Annotated in this window: 16 protein-coding genes; 7 read left to right on the top strand and 9 right to left on the bottom strand. The window is 70.9% G+C overall.

What is annotated here, in order from left to right; all coding sequences use genetic code 11:
- Positions 1 to 52: 52 nt before the first annotated feature.
- Both HNQ07_RS00415 and acnA read right to left on the bottom strand, forming a co-directional pair.
- Entirely contained in the window at positions 53 to 379 is a 327-nt protein-coding gene (locus HNQ07_RS00415) for an HNH endonuclease (protein ID WP_184108754.1), read from the bottom strand.
- 180 nt (positions 380 to 559) lie between these two features.
- Positions 560 to 3,271, bottom strand: a complete 2,712-nt coding sequence (acnA, locus tag HNQ07_RS00410) for an aconitate hydratase AcnA (protein ID WP_184108752.1) — start codon at positions 3,269 to 3,271, stop codon at positions 560 to 562.
- Between the two features lie 188 nt (positions 3,272 to 3,459).
- On the opposite strand from acnA, the gene HNQ07_RS00405 reads away from it, so the two are divergent.
- A complete protein-coding gene (locus tag HNQ07_RS00405; protein WP_184108750.1) occupies positions 3,460 to 4,296 on the top strand; it encodes a hypothetical protein in 837 nt (278 codons plus the stop codon).
- Here HNQ07_RS00405 and HNQ07_RS00400 read toward each other — a convergent pair.
- On the bottom strand, positions 4,286 to 5,500 hold the full coding sequence (locus tag HNQ07_RS00400) for an erythromycin esterase family protein (protein WP_184108748.1): 1,215 nt from the start codon (positions 5,498 to 5,500) through the stop codon (positions 4,286 to 4,288). The two genes, HNQ07_RS00405 and HNQ07_RS00400, sit on opposite strands and share 11 nt — an antisense overlap.
- A 170-nt stretch (positions 5,501 to 5,670) precedes the next feature.
- Here HNQ07_RS00400 and HNQ07_RS00395 point away from each other — a divergent pair, with 170 nt between their 5' ends.
- From HNQ07_RS00395 to HNQ07_RS00375, 5 genes are all read left to right on the top strand, one after another.
- On the top strand, positions 5,671 to 6,453 hold the full coding sequence (locus tag HNQ07_RS00395) for a mycothiol transferase (RefSeq protein ID WP_184108746.1): 783 nt from the start codon (positions 5,671 to 5,673) through the stop codon (positions 6,451 to 6,453).
- Positions 6,454 to 6,658: 205 nt separating this feature from the next.
- Positions 6,659 to 8,587: a heavy metal translocating P-type ATPase gene (locus HNQ07_RS00390; protein WP_184108744.1), complete on the top strand. Its 1,929-nt coding sequence runs from the start codon at positions 6,659 to 6,661 to the stop codon at positions 8,585 to 8,587.
- Between the two features lie 43 nt (positions 8,588 to 8,630).
- Positions 8,631 to 9,092 (top strand): heme-binding domain-containing protein, encoded by a 462-nt coding sequence (locus tag HNQ07_RS00385; protein ID WP_229831813.1) that lies wholly within the window; start codon positions 8,631 to 8,633, stop codon positions 9,090 to 9,092.
- A gap of 94 nt (positions 9,093 to 9,186) precedes the next feature.
- Positions 9,187 to 9,378: a hypothetical protein gene (locus tag HNQ07_RS00380; RefSeq protein ID WP_184108742.1), complete on the top strand. Its 192-nt coding sequence runs from the start codon at positions 9,187 to 9,189 to the stop codon at positions 9,376 to 9,378.
- Between the two features lie 136 nt (positions 9,379 to 9,514).
- Positions 9,515 to 9,844, top strand: coding sequence for a hypothetical protein (locus tag HNQ07_RS00375; RefSeq protein WP_184108740.1), 330 nt, complete (start codon positions 9,515 to 9,517; stop codon positions 9,842 to 9,844).
- Positions 9,845 to 9,890: 46 nt separating this feature from the next.
- Here the strand turns inward: HNQ07_RS00375 and HNQ07_RS00370 are convergent, their stop codons facing one another.
- The 5 genes from HNQ07_RS00370 to HNQ07_RS00350 all read right to left on the bottom strand — a co-directional run bounded on the left by HNQ07_RS00370 (position 9,891) and on the right by HNQ07_RS00350 (position 14,299).
- Positions 9,891 to 10,958 carry a type III polyketide synthase gene (locus tag HNQ07_RS00370; RefSeq protein ID WP_184108738.1) on the bottom strand — a complete coding sequence of 356 codons (1,068 nt, stop codon included), beginning with the start codon at positions 10,956 to 10,958 and terminating at the stop codon, positions 9,891 to 9,893.
- A gap of 171 nt (positions 10,959 to 11,129) precedes the next feature.
- A complete protein-coding gene (locus HNQ07_RS00365) occupies positions 11,130 to 12,032 on the bottom strand; it encodes an aldo/keto reductase (RefSeq protein ID WP_184108737.1) in 903 nt (300 codons plus the stop codon).
- Positions 12,033 to 12,126: 94 nt separating this feature from the next.
- A complete protein-coding gene (locus tag HNQ07_RS00360; RefSeq protein ID WP_184108735.1) occupies positions 12,127 to 13,152 on the bottom strand; it encodes a Gfo/Idh/MocA family protein in 1,026 nt (341 codons plus the stop codon).
- Entirely contained in the window at positions 13,149 to 13,940 is a 792-nt protein-coding gene (locus HNQ07_RS00355) for a nitroreductase family protein (protein ID WP_184108733.1), read from the bottom strand. The genes HNQ07_RS00360 and HNQ07_RS00355 overlap by 4 nt, the downstream gene beginning before the upstream one ends.
- 23 nt (positions 13,941 to 13,963) lie before the next feature.
- Positions 13,964 to 14,299: a hypothetical protein gene (locus tag HNQ07_RS00350; protein ID WP_229831814.1), complete on the bottom strand. Its 336-nt coding sequence runs from the start codon at positions 14,297 to 14,299 to the stop codon at positions 13,964 to 13,966.
- A 34-nt stretch (positions 14,300 to 14,333) separates the two neighbouring features.
- On the opposite strand from HNQ07_RS00350, the gene HNQ07_RS00345 reads away from it, so the two are divergent.
- The gene (locus tag HNQ07_RS00345) at positions 14,334 to 14,792 is read left to right on the top strand and encodes a hypothetical protein (RefSeq protein WP_229831815.1); all 459 of its coding nucleotides are present in this window, start codon (positions 14,334 to 14,336) and stop codon (positions 14,790 to 14,792) included.
- A gap of 1 nt (position 14,793) precedes the next feature.
- On the opposite strand, the gene HNQ07_RS00340 is transcribed toward HNQ07_RS00345, so the two are convergent.
- Positions 14,794 to 15,834: a GGDEF domain-containing protein gene (locus tag HNQ07_RS00340; protein WP_184108731.1), complete on the bottom strand. Its 1,041-nt coding sequence runs from the start codon at positions 15,832 to 15,834 to the stop codon at positions 14,794 to 14,796.
- Between the last annotated feature and the right edge of the window lie 14 nt (positions 15,835 to 15,848).

Raw genomic sequence — 15,848 nt, 5'->3', positions numbered from 1 at the left:
CCGCACAGAAGGAGGCGGCCGGAGATAGGTCCCCGGCCGCCTCTTGTGACGCTCAGTGCACGCGCACACTCCGGGTCATGGGCTGCTTCTGCACCCACTTCACGAACTTCTGCACCTCCTCGCGCGCCAGGATCGCCTCCACCGTGTTCAGCTCGTTCGCCAGTTCCGCGTTGCTGAAGGTCTTGCTCAGGAAGCCCTGGCACGCTGGGCACATCTTCACGGTGGGGATGTCGCCCAGCCGTACGCCCTGGCGGCGGCCCTGCGACTTGGGCACCAGATGGTGGTCCGTCAGGTTCGGCGCTTCCCGGCCGCACAGCACGCACACTTCCGGGGGTTTGGGTTCCACGTACCAACTCGATTCGTCGCGTTTGCGGGCCATAGCGGGAGGATACGGTCAGACTGGCGCTTGGTGATGGTGGCCCGGCAGGCCACCACCCTCCGCGTCTGTGTCAGAGGTGGAGCCCGGCCGTCACCACACTCCACCACAGGCTCTGGAATGGAGCCGCCCCGCCCAGGTTCCCGGGCGGGGCTCGTTCATGTCAGCTTGTGCGGCTCAAACTTACGCCTTGACTTCACTCCCCTTCGCCAGAATGCCGCGCAGCACGGTCTGGAGAATGCCGCCGTTCTTGTAGTAGTCGATCTCCACAGGGGTGTCGATGCGGCACTGCACCGTGATCTCGCGGGTGGGGCCGTTCTGCGGCGTCACCTTCACGACCACGTCCTGACGGGGCTTGAGGTCGGCGGGCAGGATCACGTCGAAGGTCTCGTCGCCGGTGATCCCCAGCGAGTCGGCGGTCTCGCCGTTCTTGTACTGCAGGGGCAGCACGCCCATGCCGACCAGGTTGGAGCGGTGGATGCGCTCGAAGCTCTCGGCAATGACGGCCTTCACGCCCAGCAGGAAGGTGCCCTTGGCGGCCCAGTCGCGGCTGGAGCCCATGCCGTAGTCCTTGCCGGCGAACACGACCAGCGGGATGTTGCTGTTCTTGTAGTTCACGCTGGCGTCGTAGATAGAGCTGACCTGCCCGGTGGTGTAGTCGGTGGTGAAGCCGCCTTCGGTGCCGGGGGCGAGCTGGTTCTTCAGGCGGATGTTGGCGAACGTCCCGCGCGTCATGATGCGGTCGTTGCCGCGCCGGCTGCCGTAGGAGTTGAAGTCCTTGGGCGCAATGCCGCGTTCGGTCAGGAACTTCCCGGCGGGCGTATCGGCCTTGAAGGACCCGGCGGGCGAGATGTGGTCGGTGGTGACGGAGTCCCCGACCTTGACCAGCGCGCGGGCGCCCTCGATGGACACGATGTCGCTGGGGCCGCCGGCGAGGTTCTCGAAGAACGGCGGGTTCTGGATGTACGTGCTGTCGGCGTCCCAGTTGAACAGCGCGCCCTCGGCCACGGGGATGGCGTTCCAGTCGGCGTTGCTCTTCTCGATGCCGTCGTAGACCTTGCGGAACATCTCGGCGTTGATGGCGCCGTCCATCACCGTCTGGATCTCGCCGGCAGTGGGCCAGATGTCGCGCAGGTACACGGGCTGGCCGTCGTTGCCGGTGCCGATGGGGTCGTTCACGATGTCGTTCACGACGGTGCCCGCCAGGGCGTACGCGACGACCAGGGGCGGCGACGCGAGGTAGTTCGCGCGGATGTGGGGGTTCACGCGGCCCTCGAAGTTGCGGTTGCCCGACAGGACGCTGGCCACCACGAGGTCGCCTTCCTGGATCGCCTGCACGACGGGTTCGGGCAGCGGGCCGGAGTTGCCGATGCAGGTCATGCAGCCGTACCCGACGGTGTTGAAGCCGATCTGGTCGAGGTAGGTCTGGAGACCGGCGGCTTCCAGGTACTCGGTGACCACACGGCTGCCGGGGGCCAGCGAGGTCTTGACCCACGCCTGGCTCTTCAGGCCCTTCTCGACGGCCTTCTTGGCGACCAGGCCGGCGGCGATCAGCACGCTGGGGTTGCTGGTGTTCGTGCAGGACGTGATCGAGGCCAGCGTGACGGCGCCGTGCCCGATCTTGAGGTCGGTGCCCCCGATGGTGCCCTGCGCGTCAAGCTTCTCGGCGCCCAGTTCGAAGCCGCGCGCCTTGATGGGCGCGGTCAGGGCGTCCTCGAACACGCTGTGCATGTCTGACAGGTTCACGCGGTCCTGCGGGCGCTTGGGGCCGGCGAGGCTGGGGACGATGGTGCCCAGATCCAGTTCGATGGTGTCGGTGAAGACCGGGTCCGGCGTGGCGTCGGTGCGGAACATGCCCTGGGCCTTGTAGTACGACTCGACCAGTTCGATCTCGTCTTCTAGGCGGCCGGTGCGGCGCAGGTAGCGCAGCGCCTCGTCGTCCACCGGGAAAAAGCCCATGGTGGCGCCGTACTCGGGGGCCATGTTGGCGATCGTGGCGCGGTCCGGCAGGGTCATGTTGCTCAGGCCGGCGCCGTAGAACTCGACGAACTTGCCCACCACGCCCTTGACGCGCAGCATCTCGGTCACGCGCAGCGCGAGGTCGGTCGCGGTGGCGCCCTCGGGCATGGCACCGGTGATCTTGAAGCCGATCACCTCGGGCATCAGCATGTAGATGGGCTGGCCCAGCATGACGGCCTCGGCCTCGATGCCGCCGACGCCCCAACCGACGATGCCCAGACCGTTGATCATGGTCGTGTGCGAGTCGGTGCCGACCAGGCTGTCGGGATACACGACCACGCCGTCGTCCTCGGGGCGGCTCTGGACGCCCTTGGCCAGGTACTCCAGGTTGACCTGGTGCACGATGCCCGACGCGGGCGGCACCACGCCGAAGTTGTCGAAGGCCTGCTGGCCCCAGCGCAGGAACTCGTAGCGCTCACGGTTGCGCTCGAATTCCAGGGCCATATTGTTCGCCAGCGCGAAGTCCGTGCCGAACTCGTCCACCTGCACCGAGTGGTCGATGACCAGATCGACCGGGATCAGCGGGTTGATCTTGCTGGGATCGCCGCCCAGGGCGACCATCGCGCTGCGCATGGCGGCCAGGTCGACCACGGCGGGCACGCCGGTGAAGTCCTGCAGAATCACGCGGGCGGGTTTGAAGGGAATCTCGACTTCCTCGTTCTTCGGGCTCCAGCCGGCGACGGTGGTGACGTCCTCGCGGCGCACGTCGTAGTCGTTGGCCTCGCGCAGCACGCTCTCGAGCAGCACCTTGATGCTCACGGGCAGCTTGCTGATGTCATGGCCCTGGTCGGCCAGTTTGTGCAGGTTATAGAAATAGAGCGTCTGACCGGACTTGGTGGTGAGCGTGTCGCGCGCTCCGAACAGATTCATCGCCATGGTGAAGCTCCTCCTCGCCCGCCGGATGTCATTCGTGGGCTTTTTGCCCACCCATCATAAGCCTCCCCCCTGTGCTGACGGGCGTTACCCGCCCAGGCACGCCCCGCCACTACCTGTAACCCCTATAGAGACAACAGTCTGACTCTGGTACCCTGCGCCGGACATCCCACTGCGCCGAGGTTCCCGCCATGACCGTGTTCCCTGCTCCCCCCACTCCCGCCCTGGAACCCCACGAACGCGCCCGCATGGACGCCCTGGAACGCACCGTGCGCGACGGCCTGCGCGACTTTCGCCGCACCGGCGAGGCGCTGACCCAGATCCGCGACAACGCCCTGTACCGCACCACCCATCCGGACTTCGAGACGTACCTGGAGCAGCGTTGGGGCTTCACACGTGCCCAGGCCGGCCGCCTGATCGACGCGGCCGACGTGGCCCGCGTGCTGGAGCCCCTCGGCATCGACCCGCAGAGCGAGCGCCAGGCCCGCGCGCTGAAGGGCGCCGCGACCATCCTGACCGGCCTGGAACCCGAACAGCAGCGCATGGTCGCCCGCCTCATGGAAACCGCGAGCACTGGCGACGACGTGCCGTGGGACGCCCCCGCGCACCCGGCCGAGCTGCGGATCATGGCGAACGTGGTGCAGAAACTCACGCCGGACACCACGGTGCACCACCCGCAGAGCGGCGAGGAGGTGCCCTTCGACTCGCTGAGCACCCCAGAGCGCTTCGAGGTCGCGCGCACGCACGTGGACCAGAAGACGCAGGCGTACCACGAGAAGCAGGAGGCGAAAGCGAACAAGGCCCCGGCCGAGAACGTCAACTGGACGGACTGGTGCATGAACTACGCCGCGCAGGCCCTGGCCGCCGGACAGCGCATCGAGATCGTGGTGGAGCGCGACGGCAGCGGCACCGCCCGTGCCCAGGCCCGCATCGTGGACGGCGCGACCGGCGAGGTGCTGGCCGAGGGCCAGGGTGCGCCGTTCCTGAAGAAAGCGGTGCTGAACCTCGCGGCGGAGGTCAAGGGCTGAATCCGGCGCGGGGCAGGACGAGGAGGCCGTCCGTCGCCCCCAGGTGCTCGGGTCTTAGCGGAGAGTACGCGTGGTTCCCGGCCGTATCCGCCCGTCTGGTCAGGCCATCTGGCATGGTGCGGAGCAGGTCGCGTGTGGCGTACAGTCGCGGCGCCCCGGACTGCGCGGCCAGCCACCCCTCCACCGTGCCAGGCAGGGGCGGCGGCAGCCCCTCGCCCTCACCGACGGCCGTGGCGATGACCGCGTACTGGTCGCCCAGCCGCTCGGTCAGGCGCAGACCCGCGGGAGACCACTCCAGCACCTCCGGCCCAAAGCGCCAGTGGTTGAGGTGGCGGTGCAGGTGCTGGTTGTGCGCGAGGATCAGGGTGGGGCCGCGCGGACGTTCCCGCTCGGCCACGGCGACCAGATGGTCGGCCATGACCGCGTCCCGCAGGGTGAGCATGCGGGCCACGCGCCGGGGCGTGGGGTCGGCCATCACGGCGTGGTAGCGCAGCAGGCCCTGGGCGGTGCGGGCGTGCAGGTGGGCGTGCCACAGGGCGTCGGGATGCGCGGACAGCCGCGCCCGTTCGGCCTCCAGCAGGGTCAGCAGCTCGTCGGCCAGCCAGCGCAGGGTCCGGGCACGGTCGTCGGCCCCCACGGACTGCGCGGCGTCCATCGCGGCGGCCCGGTTCGTCCAGCGGGTGTCCTCGCCGCACAGCTCTTCTATGGTGGCGGCATCAGCCGGTAGCTCCGACAGGTGCGCGCCCAGGAAGGCGTGCAGCGCCAGCAGAGACGTGCGGGGACTGGACGCCCACATGGTCTCGGTGGACGCATCGACACCGTAGAACCGGACGTGATCGGCGGCCTGCCGCGGCGCGTTGAAGTTCCGCAGCCACGTGACCAGATCCCGATATGCCGGGCGCGCGCCGAAGCCGTGGCTGAAGCCCGTGAGCAGCACATCATTCACGCCTCCCTCGCCCGCCGTGACGTGGGCGTTCACGCGGAGGCCGGCGACAGCGTCACTCTCGACGGCGACCGAACGGAAGCCGTGCTCCTCGACGAGCGGCCGCAGCAGCCGCAGCGCCCACGCAGGAACAGCGTCGATGGCGTGGGACGGTTCGCCCAGGCCCAGCAGCCTGGGCGGACCGGGCAGCGTCGTCAGAAAGGTGTGCAGGGCAGCGCTTGGGTCATCCAGCGGCCAGCCCGGTGGCGTGTGGTTCGGCATGGTCGGCTCCTTGGCCACAGGGCGCGCCCTCTCTGGCCCCTCCAGTCTTCCTGTGACGCATGTGAGGACACTGACGGGAAAGCGTTCACTCCGCCTTCATCGACTTCAGCCGGCGTGGTGGTCCGCCCGACCCCAGAGAGCGCTGATTCCCGCACAGTACGCTTGACGATATGTCCGACTTCCTGATCTCCGACCGGCCCGGCTTCACCCCCATGATCGCCCGGCTGGTGGGCATGATGGAGTACGGGCGCGAGACGACCCTCCAGGCCGTGCAGGGCATGAGCGTGGAGGAGCTGGACCTGATTCCGCCGGAGTTCGGCAACAGCGCGGGCATGCTGCTGGAGCATTTCGCGGCAGTGGAGCGCATCTACCAGCTCATCAGCGAGGGTCACCCCAACCCGGATGAAGCACTGGAGGCGAAGTGGTGGCCGGGCCTCGACCTGGGCGAACGGGGCCGCGCGGACATCCGGGGCCGTCCGCTGCGGCACTACCTGACGCAGCTGGCCGAGGTGCGGGCGCAGACGCTGCGGCTGTTCGCGGCGCACGACGACGTGTGGCTGGACGAGCCGCTGCCGTTCTGGGGCAGCACCGGCAACCGGCATTTCATGTGGTTCCACGTGTTCGAGGACGAGCTGAACCACCGGGGCCAGCTCCGCCTGATCCACAAGTTTCTGCCGAGGCTACGCGACCGGGGGATGCTGGGCGCGGGCTTCGGTGCCGCCTCGGACGGCCGGGGCCTGCGCTGCATCTTCGTGCAGCCGGGCAGCCCCGCCGCCCTGGCCGGGCTGCGCGAGGGCGACGTGGTGCTGACCTACGACGGGCAGGACGTGACCGGCGTGCTGTTCGACGAGGTGGCGCTGACCCAGGCCGCGGGCGTGACGAGCGCGTTCCGGGTGCGGCGGGACGACGGCGAGCACGCACTGAACGTGACGCGAGTGACGCGACCCGGCTGAGGACACCACTCCGTTCGCGGGGCATGGAGGGGGCGCCACATGGTCGGCGCCCCCTCGGCCGTGATGGCAGCGCCGCGCTGGGGGCGGAGAAATCCGACTACTCCACTCCGGTTGATGCGTTGAGTCGGGGCGCCGGGCGGAGTAGAATCAGCTTACTGAGAATGATTCCTATTAAAGCCACCTCCCTCCCCCATCAGGAGTTCCCGTGACCACCTCCACCCCCGCCCGACTTGCCCGCGCCGAGGCCCCCGTGTCCCGACGCTTCGTGATGTCCCCCGAACTCCGGCGCGCCGTCGTGCTGACCGGCCTGACCCTGCTGGGCCTGCTGATCGGCCTGATCGGCGAATACCTGATCCACGTCCCGGCCCTCATGTGGGCCGGGTATGTGCTGGCGTTCCTGGCGGGCGGCATTCCCGCCGGGCGCGAGGCTCTGCACTCGCTGCTCAAGGAGCGCAAGCTGGACGTCGACCTGCTGATGGTGCTGGCCGCCCTGGGCGCGGCGAGCATCGGGCAGGCGGCGGACGGCGCGATCCTGCTGTTCCTGTTCTCGCTGAGCAACACCCTCCAGGACTGGGCCATGGGCCGCACGTCCAGCGCCATCCAGGCTCTGATGAACCTGAACCCCGAGGGCGCCACGGTGCGCCGGGACGGCGTGGAGCGCTGGTGCCAGCTCGGTGAGATCCGGATCGGCGACCTGCTGGTGGTGCGGCCCGGCGAGCGCGTCGCGGCCGACGCCCGCGTCGTGCGGGGCAGTACCAGCGTGGACGAGAGCTCCATCACCGGCGAGAGCGTGCCGGTGGACAAGGCGCCGGGCGCGGCCCTCGCGTCGGGCACCGTGAACCTGAACGGCAGCGTGGAGGCCGAGGTCACGCGCCCCGCCGGCGAGAGCACCCTGGCGCGGCTGGTCGCCCTGATGGAGCAGGCCCAGACGCAGAAAAGCCGCACCGAGAGCGTCACCGAACGCTGGGAGAGCCCCTATGCGCTGGTCGTGCTGCTCAGCGTGCCGCTGGTGTACGCGCTGCTGCGCTACGGCTTCACGCTGCCGGTCGATCAGGCGTGGTACCGCGCGATGACCTTCATGGTGGTCGCGTCGCCGTGCGCGGTCGTGATCTCCACCCCAGCGGTGATGCTCTCCGCGATGGCCGCCGCCGCCCGCGCCGGGGTGCTGTTCAAGAGTTCGGCGGCGCTGGACGCCCTTGCGGGCGTGCAGACGGTCGCCTTCGACAAGACCGGCACGCTGACCCAGGCGAAGATGACCGTGACCCGGGTCGTCGCGGCCGACGAGGGCGCGGCCCTGTCGCTCGCCGCCGGGCTGGAGGGCCATTCGGAGCACCCCATCGCGCAGGCGGTGGTGACCGCGGCCCGGGAGCGCGGCGCGGCGCCCGAGCACGTGCAGGACGCGCAGGCCGTACCCGGTCAGGGCATCACGGCCCTGGACAGCCACGGCCAGCGGGTGTGGGCGGGCAACGTGCGACTGGCCGGACACGAGGGCGCCAGCCTCAGCGCGCAGCAGGAGGCGGCGCTCGCGGCCCTGAACGCGCAGGGCAGTTCCAGCGTGATCGTCGGGCGCGGCCGGCAGGTCGTGGGGCTGATGGGCGTGGCGGACGCGCTGCGGCCCGGCATCGCGGACGCCCTGCGCGACCTGCGGAGCAGCGGGATCGCCCACCCGGTGATGCTGACCGGCGACCGGCGGGAAGTCGCGCAGACCGTCGCGGCCGACCTGGGCCTGACCGAGTTCCGCGCGGAACTGCTGCCGGAGGACAAGCTGCGGATCATCGGGGAGCTGCCCGGCCCGGTGGCGATGGTCGGGGACGGCGTGAACGACGCGCCCGCCCTGGCCCGCGCCGATCTGGGCGTGGCCGTCGCGTCGGGCACGGACGTCGCCATCGAGAGCGCGGACGTGGTGCTGATGCAGAACGATCTCGGCAAGCTCGCGGGCGCGGTGCGGCTGGCCCGCGCGGCCCGGCGCACCGTGATCACGAACCTGAGTTTCGCGTTCGGCGTGATCGTGATCGTCGCGCCGCTGGCGGTGGCCGGCCAGGTGCCGCTGCCGCTGGGCGTGGTCGCGCACGAGGGCGGCACGGTGTTCGTGGTGTTCATGGGCCTGCGCCTGCTGCGCTGGCGGCTCACGTGAGCCGCTTCCCGCATCCCGCCCGCCCGCGGCGGCAAGGCGCTCCGTGCGCCTGACCCCGTCCCGCCGTCCGCTGCTGCCCCGGGTGCTGCTGGGCCTGCTCGCCGCGTTCGTGCTGATCCAGCTCGTGCCGTACGGCCGGGCGCACACCAACCCGCCGGTCACGGCCACGCCGCCGTGGAGCGACCCGGACACCAAGGCGCTGTTCACGCGCGCGTGTGCAAACTGCCACAGCCACGCGACCGTGTGGCCGTGGTACAGCCACGTCGCGCCGGTGTCGTGGCTGGTGCAGCGCCACGTGGACGAGGGCCGCGGCAAGTTCGACATCAACGTGCCGGGCTACGGCCGCAAGGCCGACGAGGCCGCCGAGGAAGTCCGCACCGGCCGCATGCCGGACCGGACGTACGTACCCCTGCATCCGGAGGCGCGCCTGAGCGCCGCCGAGCGCGCTCAGCTCGCCGACGGCCTGGAGCTGACCTTCGGCACCGGGAAGTCCTCGGGCGACTGAATCCCGGGTGGCGTACGAATGAAGCCGACATCACCGGCCACCCACCCGAGAGAGGGCGGCGCTGCCTACGCTGGACGGACCCAGGAGGTGCACCATGACCGACAAGGCTTTCACGTCCGCCCACCCGACCCACCCGGAGGGCGGCTCCAAGGACACGAACGACCTGAGCGACGTGAAGAAGGTGCCCGCGCCCGGCATGGAGGACAAGGCGCGCCAGGTCGAGCAGACCCCGCAGCGGGTGACCGGCGAGCTGGACGGCTCGCAGCCCATCAACCGTCGGCCGTGACGGCTGGCCCAGCCGCCCGGCACGCCACGCCCAACGTCTCGTAAATGCCCACCCACCGAAAGCCAACGGAACGCAGGATACGCTGAGCGGGCATTCACAACGCGGCGCCCCGTCTGCGGGGCGGGGAGGCTGGAGCATGGGAGAAGGCAAGCCGGGCACCGAGGCGCACACCAACGTCTCGCAGGACACCATCAACGACCAGGCGCAGTGGAATACCGGCACGCCGAAGAACCCCGGCGATCCGGCTACCCAGGGCATCTATCCCGACGTCAGCGACGAGAACGCCGACGCGGGCGCCACGACCAGCACCGCCCAGCAGACGAGCGCCACCACCGATCCCCGCGCGGCCCAGCCCGGCGGCCCGGACGCCAACCCCAGCACCTACGGCGGCATGAAGGACGGCCTGCCCGCCAGCGGCGCGGCCACGAACCCCGACAAGACCGTGGACGGCGACCAGGGCGCGTAATTCGAGTTTCCAGCCCGGGGCGAGTCCAGCGCGGCTCGCCCCGGCCCTACGCTCCAGGAAAGGTCAGCAGGACGTGCTCGGCGCTGAAGCCGGGCCCCATGGCGCTCAGGACGGCGCGTCCGGTCGGCGCGGCCTTGAGGGTCTCCTCCAGCACGAACAGCACGGTCACGCTGCTCATGTTGCCGTAGTCGCGCAGCACGCGGCGGCTCGCGTCCAGCGCACCCGGCGGCAACTCCAGGGCCTCCTCGTACGCGGCGAGCACCTTCACGCCGCCCGGATGCACCACGTACGTCTGGACGCCCTCCCGGCACCAGCCGTGCCCGGCGAGGGCGCCCTGCACGTTGTCCCGCATCATGCTGCGCACCAGGGTGGGAATATCGCGCGAGAAGCGCACCTTCAGGCCGTCGTCCACGACGTCCCAGCCCATGATGTCCTCGCTGTGCTCGATCAGGGTGGAGTACGCCCCGTGCAGTTCCGCCAGCGGCGGCGGGCCGGGCACGTCCGGAGCGGTCACGACCAGCGCCGCTGCGCCGTCCGAGAACAGCGCGGTGCCCACGAAGTTGCTCTTGGATTCGTCGCCCTTGACCAGCGTCAGCGAGCACAGTTCCACGGCCACGTACAGCACGCGCCGGAAGCCCGCGCGCACCAGGTCGGCCGCGCGGGCCAGCCCGGCCGCGCCGCCCGCACAGCCCAGACCCCACACCGGCAGCCGCGCCGCGTGCCGGTTGAGACCCAGGGCGCCGATCAGGTCCGCGTCCAGGCTGGGTGTGCTCAGGCCGCTGGTGTTCACGACGATCACCGCGTCCACGTCGGCGGGCGCCACCTGTGCGCGCTCCAGCGCCTCGGCCGCCAGCCGCCGCAGCAGCGTCCGGGCCTCCTCTAAGAACAGGTCGTTCTTCTCGCCGAAGCCGCGCGGGCTGAGGTACCACGCCAGCGGGCGGGCCAGGGCGCGGGTGTCGATCTGCGCGTTGTCGAACACGTCGAGCATGTGGGGGCGCGCGGCCATGCGCGGAAACAGGGTGCTGGCCGCGGCGCGGATCTCGGTCTGCGGCGTCAGGTGCGGCGGGGTGCCGGTCACCAGCGCGCGCACGACCGGCACGGGGGGAAACGTCATCCCGGCATTCTGCCGTGCGGGAGCTGACGGGAACCGTGCCGCCGGATTCAGGAGACCTTAGCCTGACCGCCGGCGCACGACATCTGGCGGTGCCCGGGACGTCGGCCCACAGCAACAGGCCCCGGAGACGCATGCTCCGGGGCCTGTTTCGGGGCTGATGGCGGCGTGGGCTCAGGCCTGCTGCTGGCTTTCCTTGGCCCACTCGGCCTGACCGACCTCGTCGAGCGTCCGGAAGTCCTCGTCGGAGAGTTCGAGTGCGGCGGCGGCAACATTTTCCTCGAGGTGCGCGACCTTGCCCGTGCCGGGAATGGGCAGCATGACGGGGCTGCGCCGGAGCACCCACGCGAGCGCCACCTGCGACGGGCTGGCGTTCACGCGCCCAGCGACGTCGCTCAGGACGCTGCCCTCCCGCGCGAGGCTGCCGGCGGCCAGCGGGAACCACGGAATGAAGCCGATGGTCTCGCGGGCGCAGTACTCCACGACGTCCTCGGACTTGCGGTTCACGAGGTTGTAGAGGTTCTGCACGGTCGCCACCGGGAAGACCTTGCGCGCGGCCTCGATCTCCTCGACGCCGACCTCCGAGAGCCCGGCGTGGCGAATGACGCCCTCGTCCATCAGCTCGCGGATGGCGCCGAACTGCTCGTCGCGCGGCACCTTGGGGTCGATGCGGTGGAGCTGCCACAGGTCGATGACGTCCACGCCCAGGCGGCGGCGCGAGATGTATGCCTGCTGCTTGAGGTACTCGGGGCGGCCCACGGGAATCCACACGTTCGGGCCGGTGCGGGTCAGGCCGCCCTTGGTGGCGATCACGACCGCGTCGTAGGGGTGCAGCGCCTCGCGGATGAGTTCCTCGCTGACGGCCGGGCCGTAACTGTCGGCGGTGTCGATGAAGTTCACGCCGAGGTCCGGCAGTCGGCGCAGGGTCGCCAGGGCGCCGCTGCGGTCGGCCGGCTCGCCCCAGATCCCGTCGCCGGTGACGCGCATGGCGCCGAAGCCCAGGCGGTTGACGCTCAGGTCGCCGCCGATCTGGAAGGTGCCGCTCTGCGCGGCGTTGAGCGTGGTGCTGTTGGTCATGGGTGGTGCCTCCCGCGGCATTCTGCACCCGTGGGCGGGGCGCTGCTCCCGGCCCGAACTGACCGTCCCTTCACGGTCGCCCGCGCCCGGGCGTTCAGGTGTCCAGCAGCTCGGCCAGCGGCACGGTGCGGCGCTCCTGCGCGGAGCGGATGGCGGCCAGGGCCAGCGCGAGGCTGCCGAGGTTGTCGCGCCCGCTGCTCTGCGGCTCACGCCCCCCACGCACAGCGTGCACGAACTCGGCGAGCGCGCCGGCCCGGTCGAGGTGCGTGACCGGCGGCAGCGGCAGGGCGCGGGCCCGCTTGCCGACCGGGCGCACGGTGGCGCGGTCGGCGGGCGGGTCGTCACGGCCGGTCCACCACAGCTCGGCGTCCCGCGCGTCCAGTCGCCACTCGCCGGACCACGGGGTCTTGACGCCGGAACTCGCCCATGTGCCGCGGTAACTGACAGTCACGCCGCCCTGGAACTGGGCCGTGGCGACCGCCGAGGCCGGGTCGCGGAAGGGACTCCACGGCGGGTTGAAGGCGTGGCAGTCGATGGACACCGCCTCGCGCCCCAGCACGAAGCGCATCAGGTCGAAGTGGTGGATCGCCATGTCGAGCAGCAGCGGGTGGGGCAGCAGGTGGTGGGCGCTCGCGGCGGTGCGGGCGCTGTCGCGGCGGAACTCGACCTCGACCACGCCGACCTCGCCGTAGGGCGCAGAGCGCACCCACGCGGCGGCAGCCTGCGCGGCCGGATGGAAGCGGTAGTTCTGGCTGACCATCACGGCCAGACCCTTCGCGGCCGCGGCGTCCACGACCGTGCGGGCCTCGGCCACGCTGATCGCGAAGGGCTTCTCGATCAGCACCGGCAGGCCCGCCTCCAGCGCCGCCAGGGCCACCGGCGCGTGCCCGACCGCGTTGGTGGTCACGAGCACACCCTCGGCGCCCGCACCCTGCAGCGCGTCCGCCAGCGACGTGAAGCAGCGCTCCGGCGGCGCCCCCTGCGCCTGTGCCAGGGCCAGCGCCTCGGCGGACGCGTCCACGTAGCCGACGACCTCCACGCGCTCCTCGGCGGCGGTGACCGTCATCCAGCTGCGGCCCCACCCGCCCAGACCGACGTGCAGCACCTTCAGGGGCGTCACCGGACCACCTCCGCTTCGGGCGTGTCGCACGTTTCCCGGTACACGAACTGCTCCAGGCGTTTGCGCTGGCGGCTGCTCCAGTCGATGCTGGGCCGCGCCTCATGCTCCGGCAGGTAGCCCAGACGGTACACCGCCATGAGTTCCAGCTCCGGCGGCACGCGCAGCAGTTCCTGCATGGCCTGCCACTGCCGGGGAATCTCCATGGGCGTGCTGATGAACTGGATGCCCATGCCGAGTTCCCCCACCGCGTTCCAGATGTTCTCGATGGCCGCGCCCAGCCCGAACACCGAGTAGAAGCCCGACAGCTCGCCTGGGCGGTACTCGGTCTTGTCGAGCAGCGCGGCCAGCAGCAGCGGACTGCCGGCGACCAGCTTGCGGTTGTCCTCGCCCAGCTTTCTGGGCACGCCGAGCTGCCGCATGACCTTCAGGCCCGCGTCGGAGAAGATCTGGCGCGTGAAGGGCCGCAGCGGGCCAGGCAGGTGGTCGATGTGAATGCCGTCGCGCCGGGCGTCCATCTCCTGGGCGCTGAAGCGGAAGTAGCGGCGGTAGCGCTCGAAGAACACGCCGGCCTCGATGAGTTCGGTCATGCTGTCGCCGCTGAGCTGCGCCACGCGGGCGATGGTGTCCGGATGCTCGACCAGCACGAAGCGCCACGGCTGCGAGTTGAAGTGGCTGGGCGCGGCCTGCGCGGCGCGCATCAGCGTGTGCTGGTGCTCGCGGCTGACCCGGTCCGGGCGGAAGGGGCCGTTGGTGGTCCGCCGGGCCAGCATCCCCTCGATGAGTTCCATGCGCCCAGGCTAGCAGTCCTCCCCTACCACGCCCCCCATGCCCCCAGCGCGTACGCCAGCGCGCACACCAGCGCCCGCTGCCAGTGCCCGGCCGTGCCGGGGCGGGTGCGCGGCATGGTCAGCAGCAGGGCCAGCGCAGGCAGCAGCGCCCAGGCCGCCGCGCCCGCGCGCCACGTCAGCGCGGCGGCCACGCCGGTCCCGGCCACCACGGCGAAGTACAGGGCGTGGTGCGGCCAGCGCGCCGCCCCCCGCCGGTAGCCCAGCTGCAGCGACAGCCCCAGCGCCAGCAGCGCGAGCAGCAGCGCCCCGGTCACCACCAGGGCCGAGCGGTGGGCGTCCATGCCGGGATGTTTGCACATGCTCCCGCCGGGCGCGGGGACGTATGGTGCGGGTATGACCGTCCGCCGCCCGGGGCTGCTGCTGGCCGCGCTGCTGCTCACGGCGTGCCACCGCAGCCCTGCGGCGAACACGCTGGAGCAGCAGCTGATCTTCACCGCCAACGGCACCTTCGACGCGCAGGCCGACCACCGCGACCGCCTGCCCGGAGGGCTGCGCTCGGTGGTGTGGACGACCCACCCGCCGCTCCAGGCCGCCGCGATGACCATCACCTACGACGGCGATTCCCGCGCACAGGCGTGGAACCTGATCGTCGAGAAGCCGACGTTCAGCGCGCAGGACGCGGCCGGCGCAGGCGCGGCGACCGTCCAGACCGCCCAGGGCCCCGCGCTGCGTCCCGCCGCGACGTCCGGCCTGAAGGACGTGCTCGTGCTGCGCGCGGGCGAGGCCCTGCGGCTGGTGACGCGCGGATACGCCGCGCAGCGCGACCCGGACCTGCTGAGCGCGTTCCGCTGAATCAGCGCACGGCGTTGCGGCCCGAGCGCTTGGCCTCGTACATCGCCATGTCGGCCCGGCCGAACAGCTGGTCCGGCGTGTCGCCCGTGCCGCGGTAGGACGCCACACCGAAACTCGCGGTGACGGGCAGGCCAGCCAGCGGCGTGTCGCCGATCTCGCGCCGCAGGCGTTCGGCGAGCGCCAGCGCGTCCGGCTTGGACAGACCCGGCAGCAGCACGATGAACTCCTCGCCGCCCCAGCGGCCCACCATGCCGCCGATGCCGCCCACGTTGCGCCGCAGCCGCTTGCCGACTGCGCGCAGCACGTCGTCCCCGAAGGCGTGGCCGTGCTGGTCGTTCACCTGCTTGAAGTGGTCGATGTCCGTCACGACGATGCTCATGGGCGTATTCGTGCGGTTGGCGTGCTCCATGGCGTGGTGCAGCTCCTCCTCGATGGCGCCGCGGCCGTACACGTCGGTCACGGCGTCCTGGCGCGCGGCGAGCAGCTTCTCGCTGTCCTGGGCGTGCTGGAGCAGGTTGTTCTCGATAAAGGTCATCAGCGTGTACGCGATCATGCCGGCCACGCCCATCACGATCACGGCCGTGATCCAGTCGGCGCGCTGCGCGGCGGGCAGCGGCCCGCGAACCACCACGGCGCCCAGCAGCAGCAGCGTGCCCAGGGCGTTCAGGGCCGCGGCCGGCCGCGCGCCGAACACCACGAAGGACACCAGCACGTTCAGGGTGAGCCACAGCATCAGGTGAACGGACATCCCGCCGGTGGCCGCGCGGGGCAGCTCGAACAGCGTGGCGACCGCGTACCCGGCCGCTGCGGCCAGGTACACGGTCTTCAGTCGGTGCGGCACGGCGGTCAGGGCGACGATGGTCGCCGCGGCGACCACGGCCGCCCAGTATTTCGGCGTCTGGTACGCCAGCGGAAACGCGCCGGGCGGATCGATCAGCGCCGTCAGCAGCGCGTAGGCCACGTACGCCGCGCTGGCCGCCAGCACGGCGGCCAGCTGGCTGCGCAGCAGCAGGTCCTGGAGTGGAGTGGTCCGCCTCGACATACCCTCAGCGCGAT

This window comes from Deinococcus metalli, assembly GCF_014201805.1.
Taxonomy (GTDB): Bacteria; Deinococcota; Deinococci; order Deinococcales; family Deinococcaceae; genus Deinococcus; species Deinococcus metalli.
The sequence above is the reverse complement of the archived record's forward strand: the minus strand, read 5'-3'. Positions and strand labels throughout refer to the sequence as shown.

Bases quoted from the DNA above. Each gene is read 5' to 3' on its own strand.
- HNQ07_RS00415 (WP_184108754.1), bottom strand. From the start codon at position 379: ATGGCCCGCAAACGCGACGAATCGAGTTGGTACGTGGAACCCAAACCC.
- acnA (WP_184108752.1), bottom strand. From the start codon at position 3,271: ATGGCGATGAATCTGTTCGGAGCGCGCGACACGCTCACCACCAAGTCC.
- HNQ07_RS00405 (WP_184108750.1), top strand. From the start codon at position 3,460: ATGACCGTGTTCCCTGCTCCCCCCACTCCCGCCCTGGAACCCCACGAA.
- HNQ07_RS00400 (WP_184108748.1), bottom strand. From the start codon at position 5,500: ATGCCGAACCACACGCCACCGGGCTGGCCGCTGGATGACCCAAGCGCT.
- HNQ07_RS00395 (WP_184108746.1), top strand. From the start codon at position 5,671: ATGTCCGACTTCCTGATCTCCGACCGGCCCGGCTTCACCCCCATGATC.
- HNQ07_RS00380 (WP_184108742.1), top strand. From the start codon at position 9,187: ATGACCGACAAGGCTTTCACGTCCGCCCACCCGACCCACCCGGAGGGC.
- HNQ07_RS00375 (WP_184108740.1), top strand. From the start codon at position 9,515: ATGGGAGAAGGCAAGCCGGGCACCGAGGCGCACACCAACGTCTCGCAG.
- HNQ07_RS00370 (WP_184108738.1), bottom strand. From the start codon at position 10,958: ATGACGTTTCCCCCCGTGCCGGTCGTGCGCGCGCTGGTGACCGGCACC.
- HNQ07_RS00365 (WP_184108737.1), bottom strand. From the start codon at position 12,032: ATGACCAACAGCACCACGCTCAACGCCGCGCAGAGCGGCACCTTCCAG.
- HNQ07_RS00355 (WP_184108733.1), bottom strand. From the start codon at position 13,940: ATGGAACTCATCGAGGGGATGCTGGCCCGGCGGACCACCAACGGCCCC.
- HNQ07_RS00350 (WP_229831814.1), bottom strand. From the start codon at position 14,299: ATGTGCAAACATCCCGGCATGGACGCCCACCGCTCGGCCCTGGTGGTG.
- HNQ07_RS00345 (WP_229831815.1), top strand. From the start codon at position 14,334: ATGACCGTCCGCCGCCCGGGGCTGCTGCTGGCCGCGCTGCTGCTCACG.
- HNQ07_RS00340 (WP_184108731.1), bottom strand. From the start codon at position 15,834: ATGTCGAGGCGGACCACTCCACTCCAGGACCTGCTGCTGCGCAGCCAG.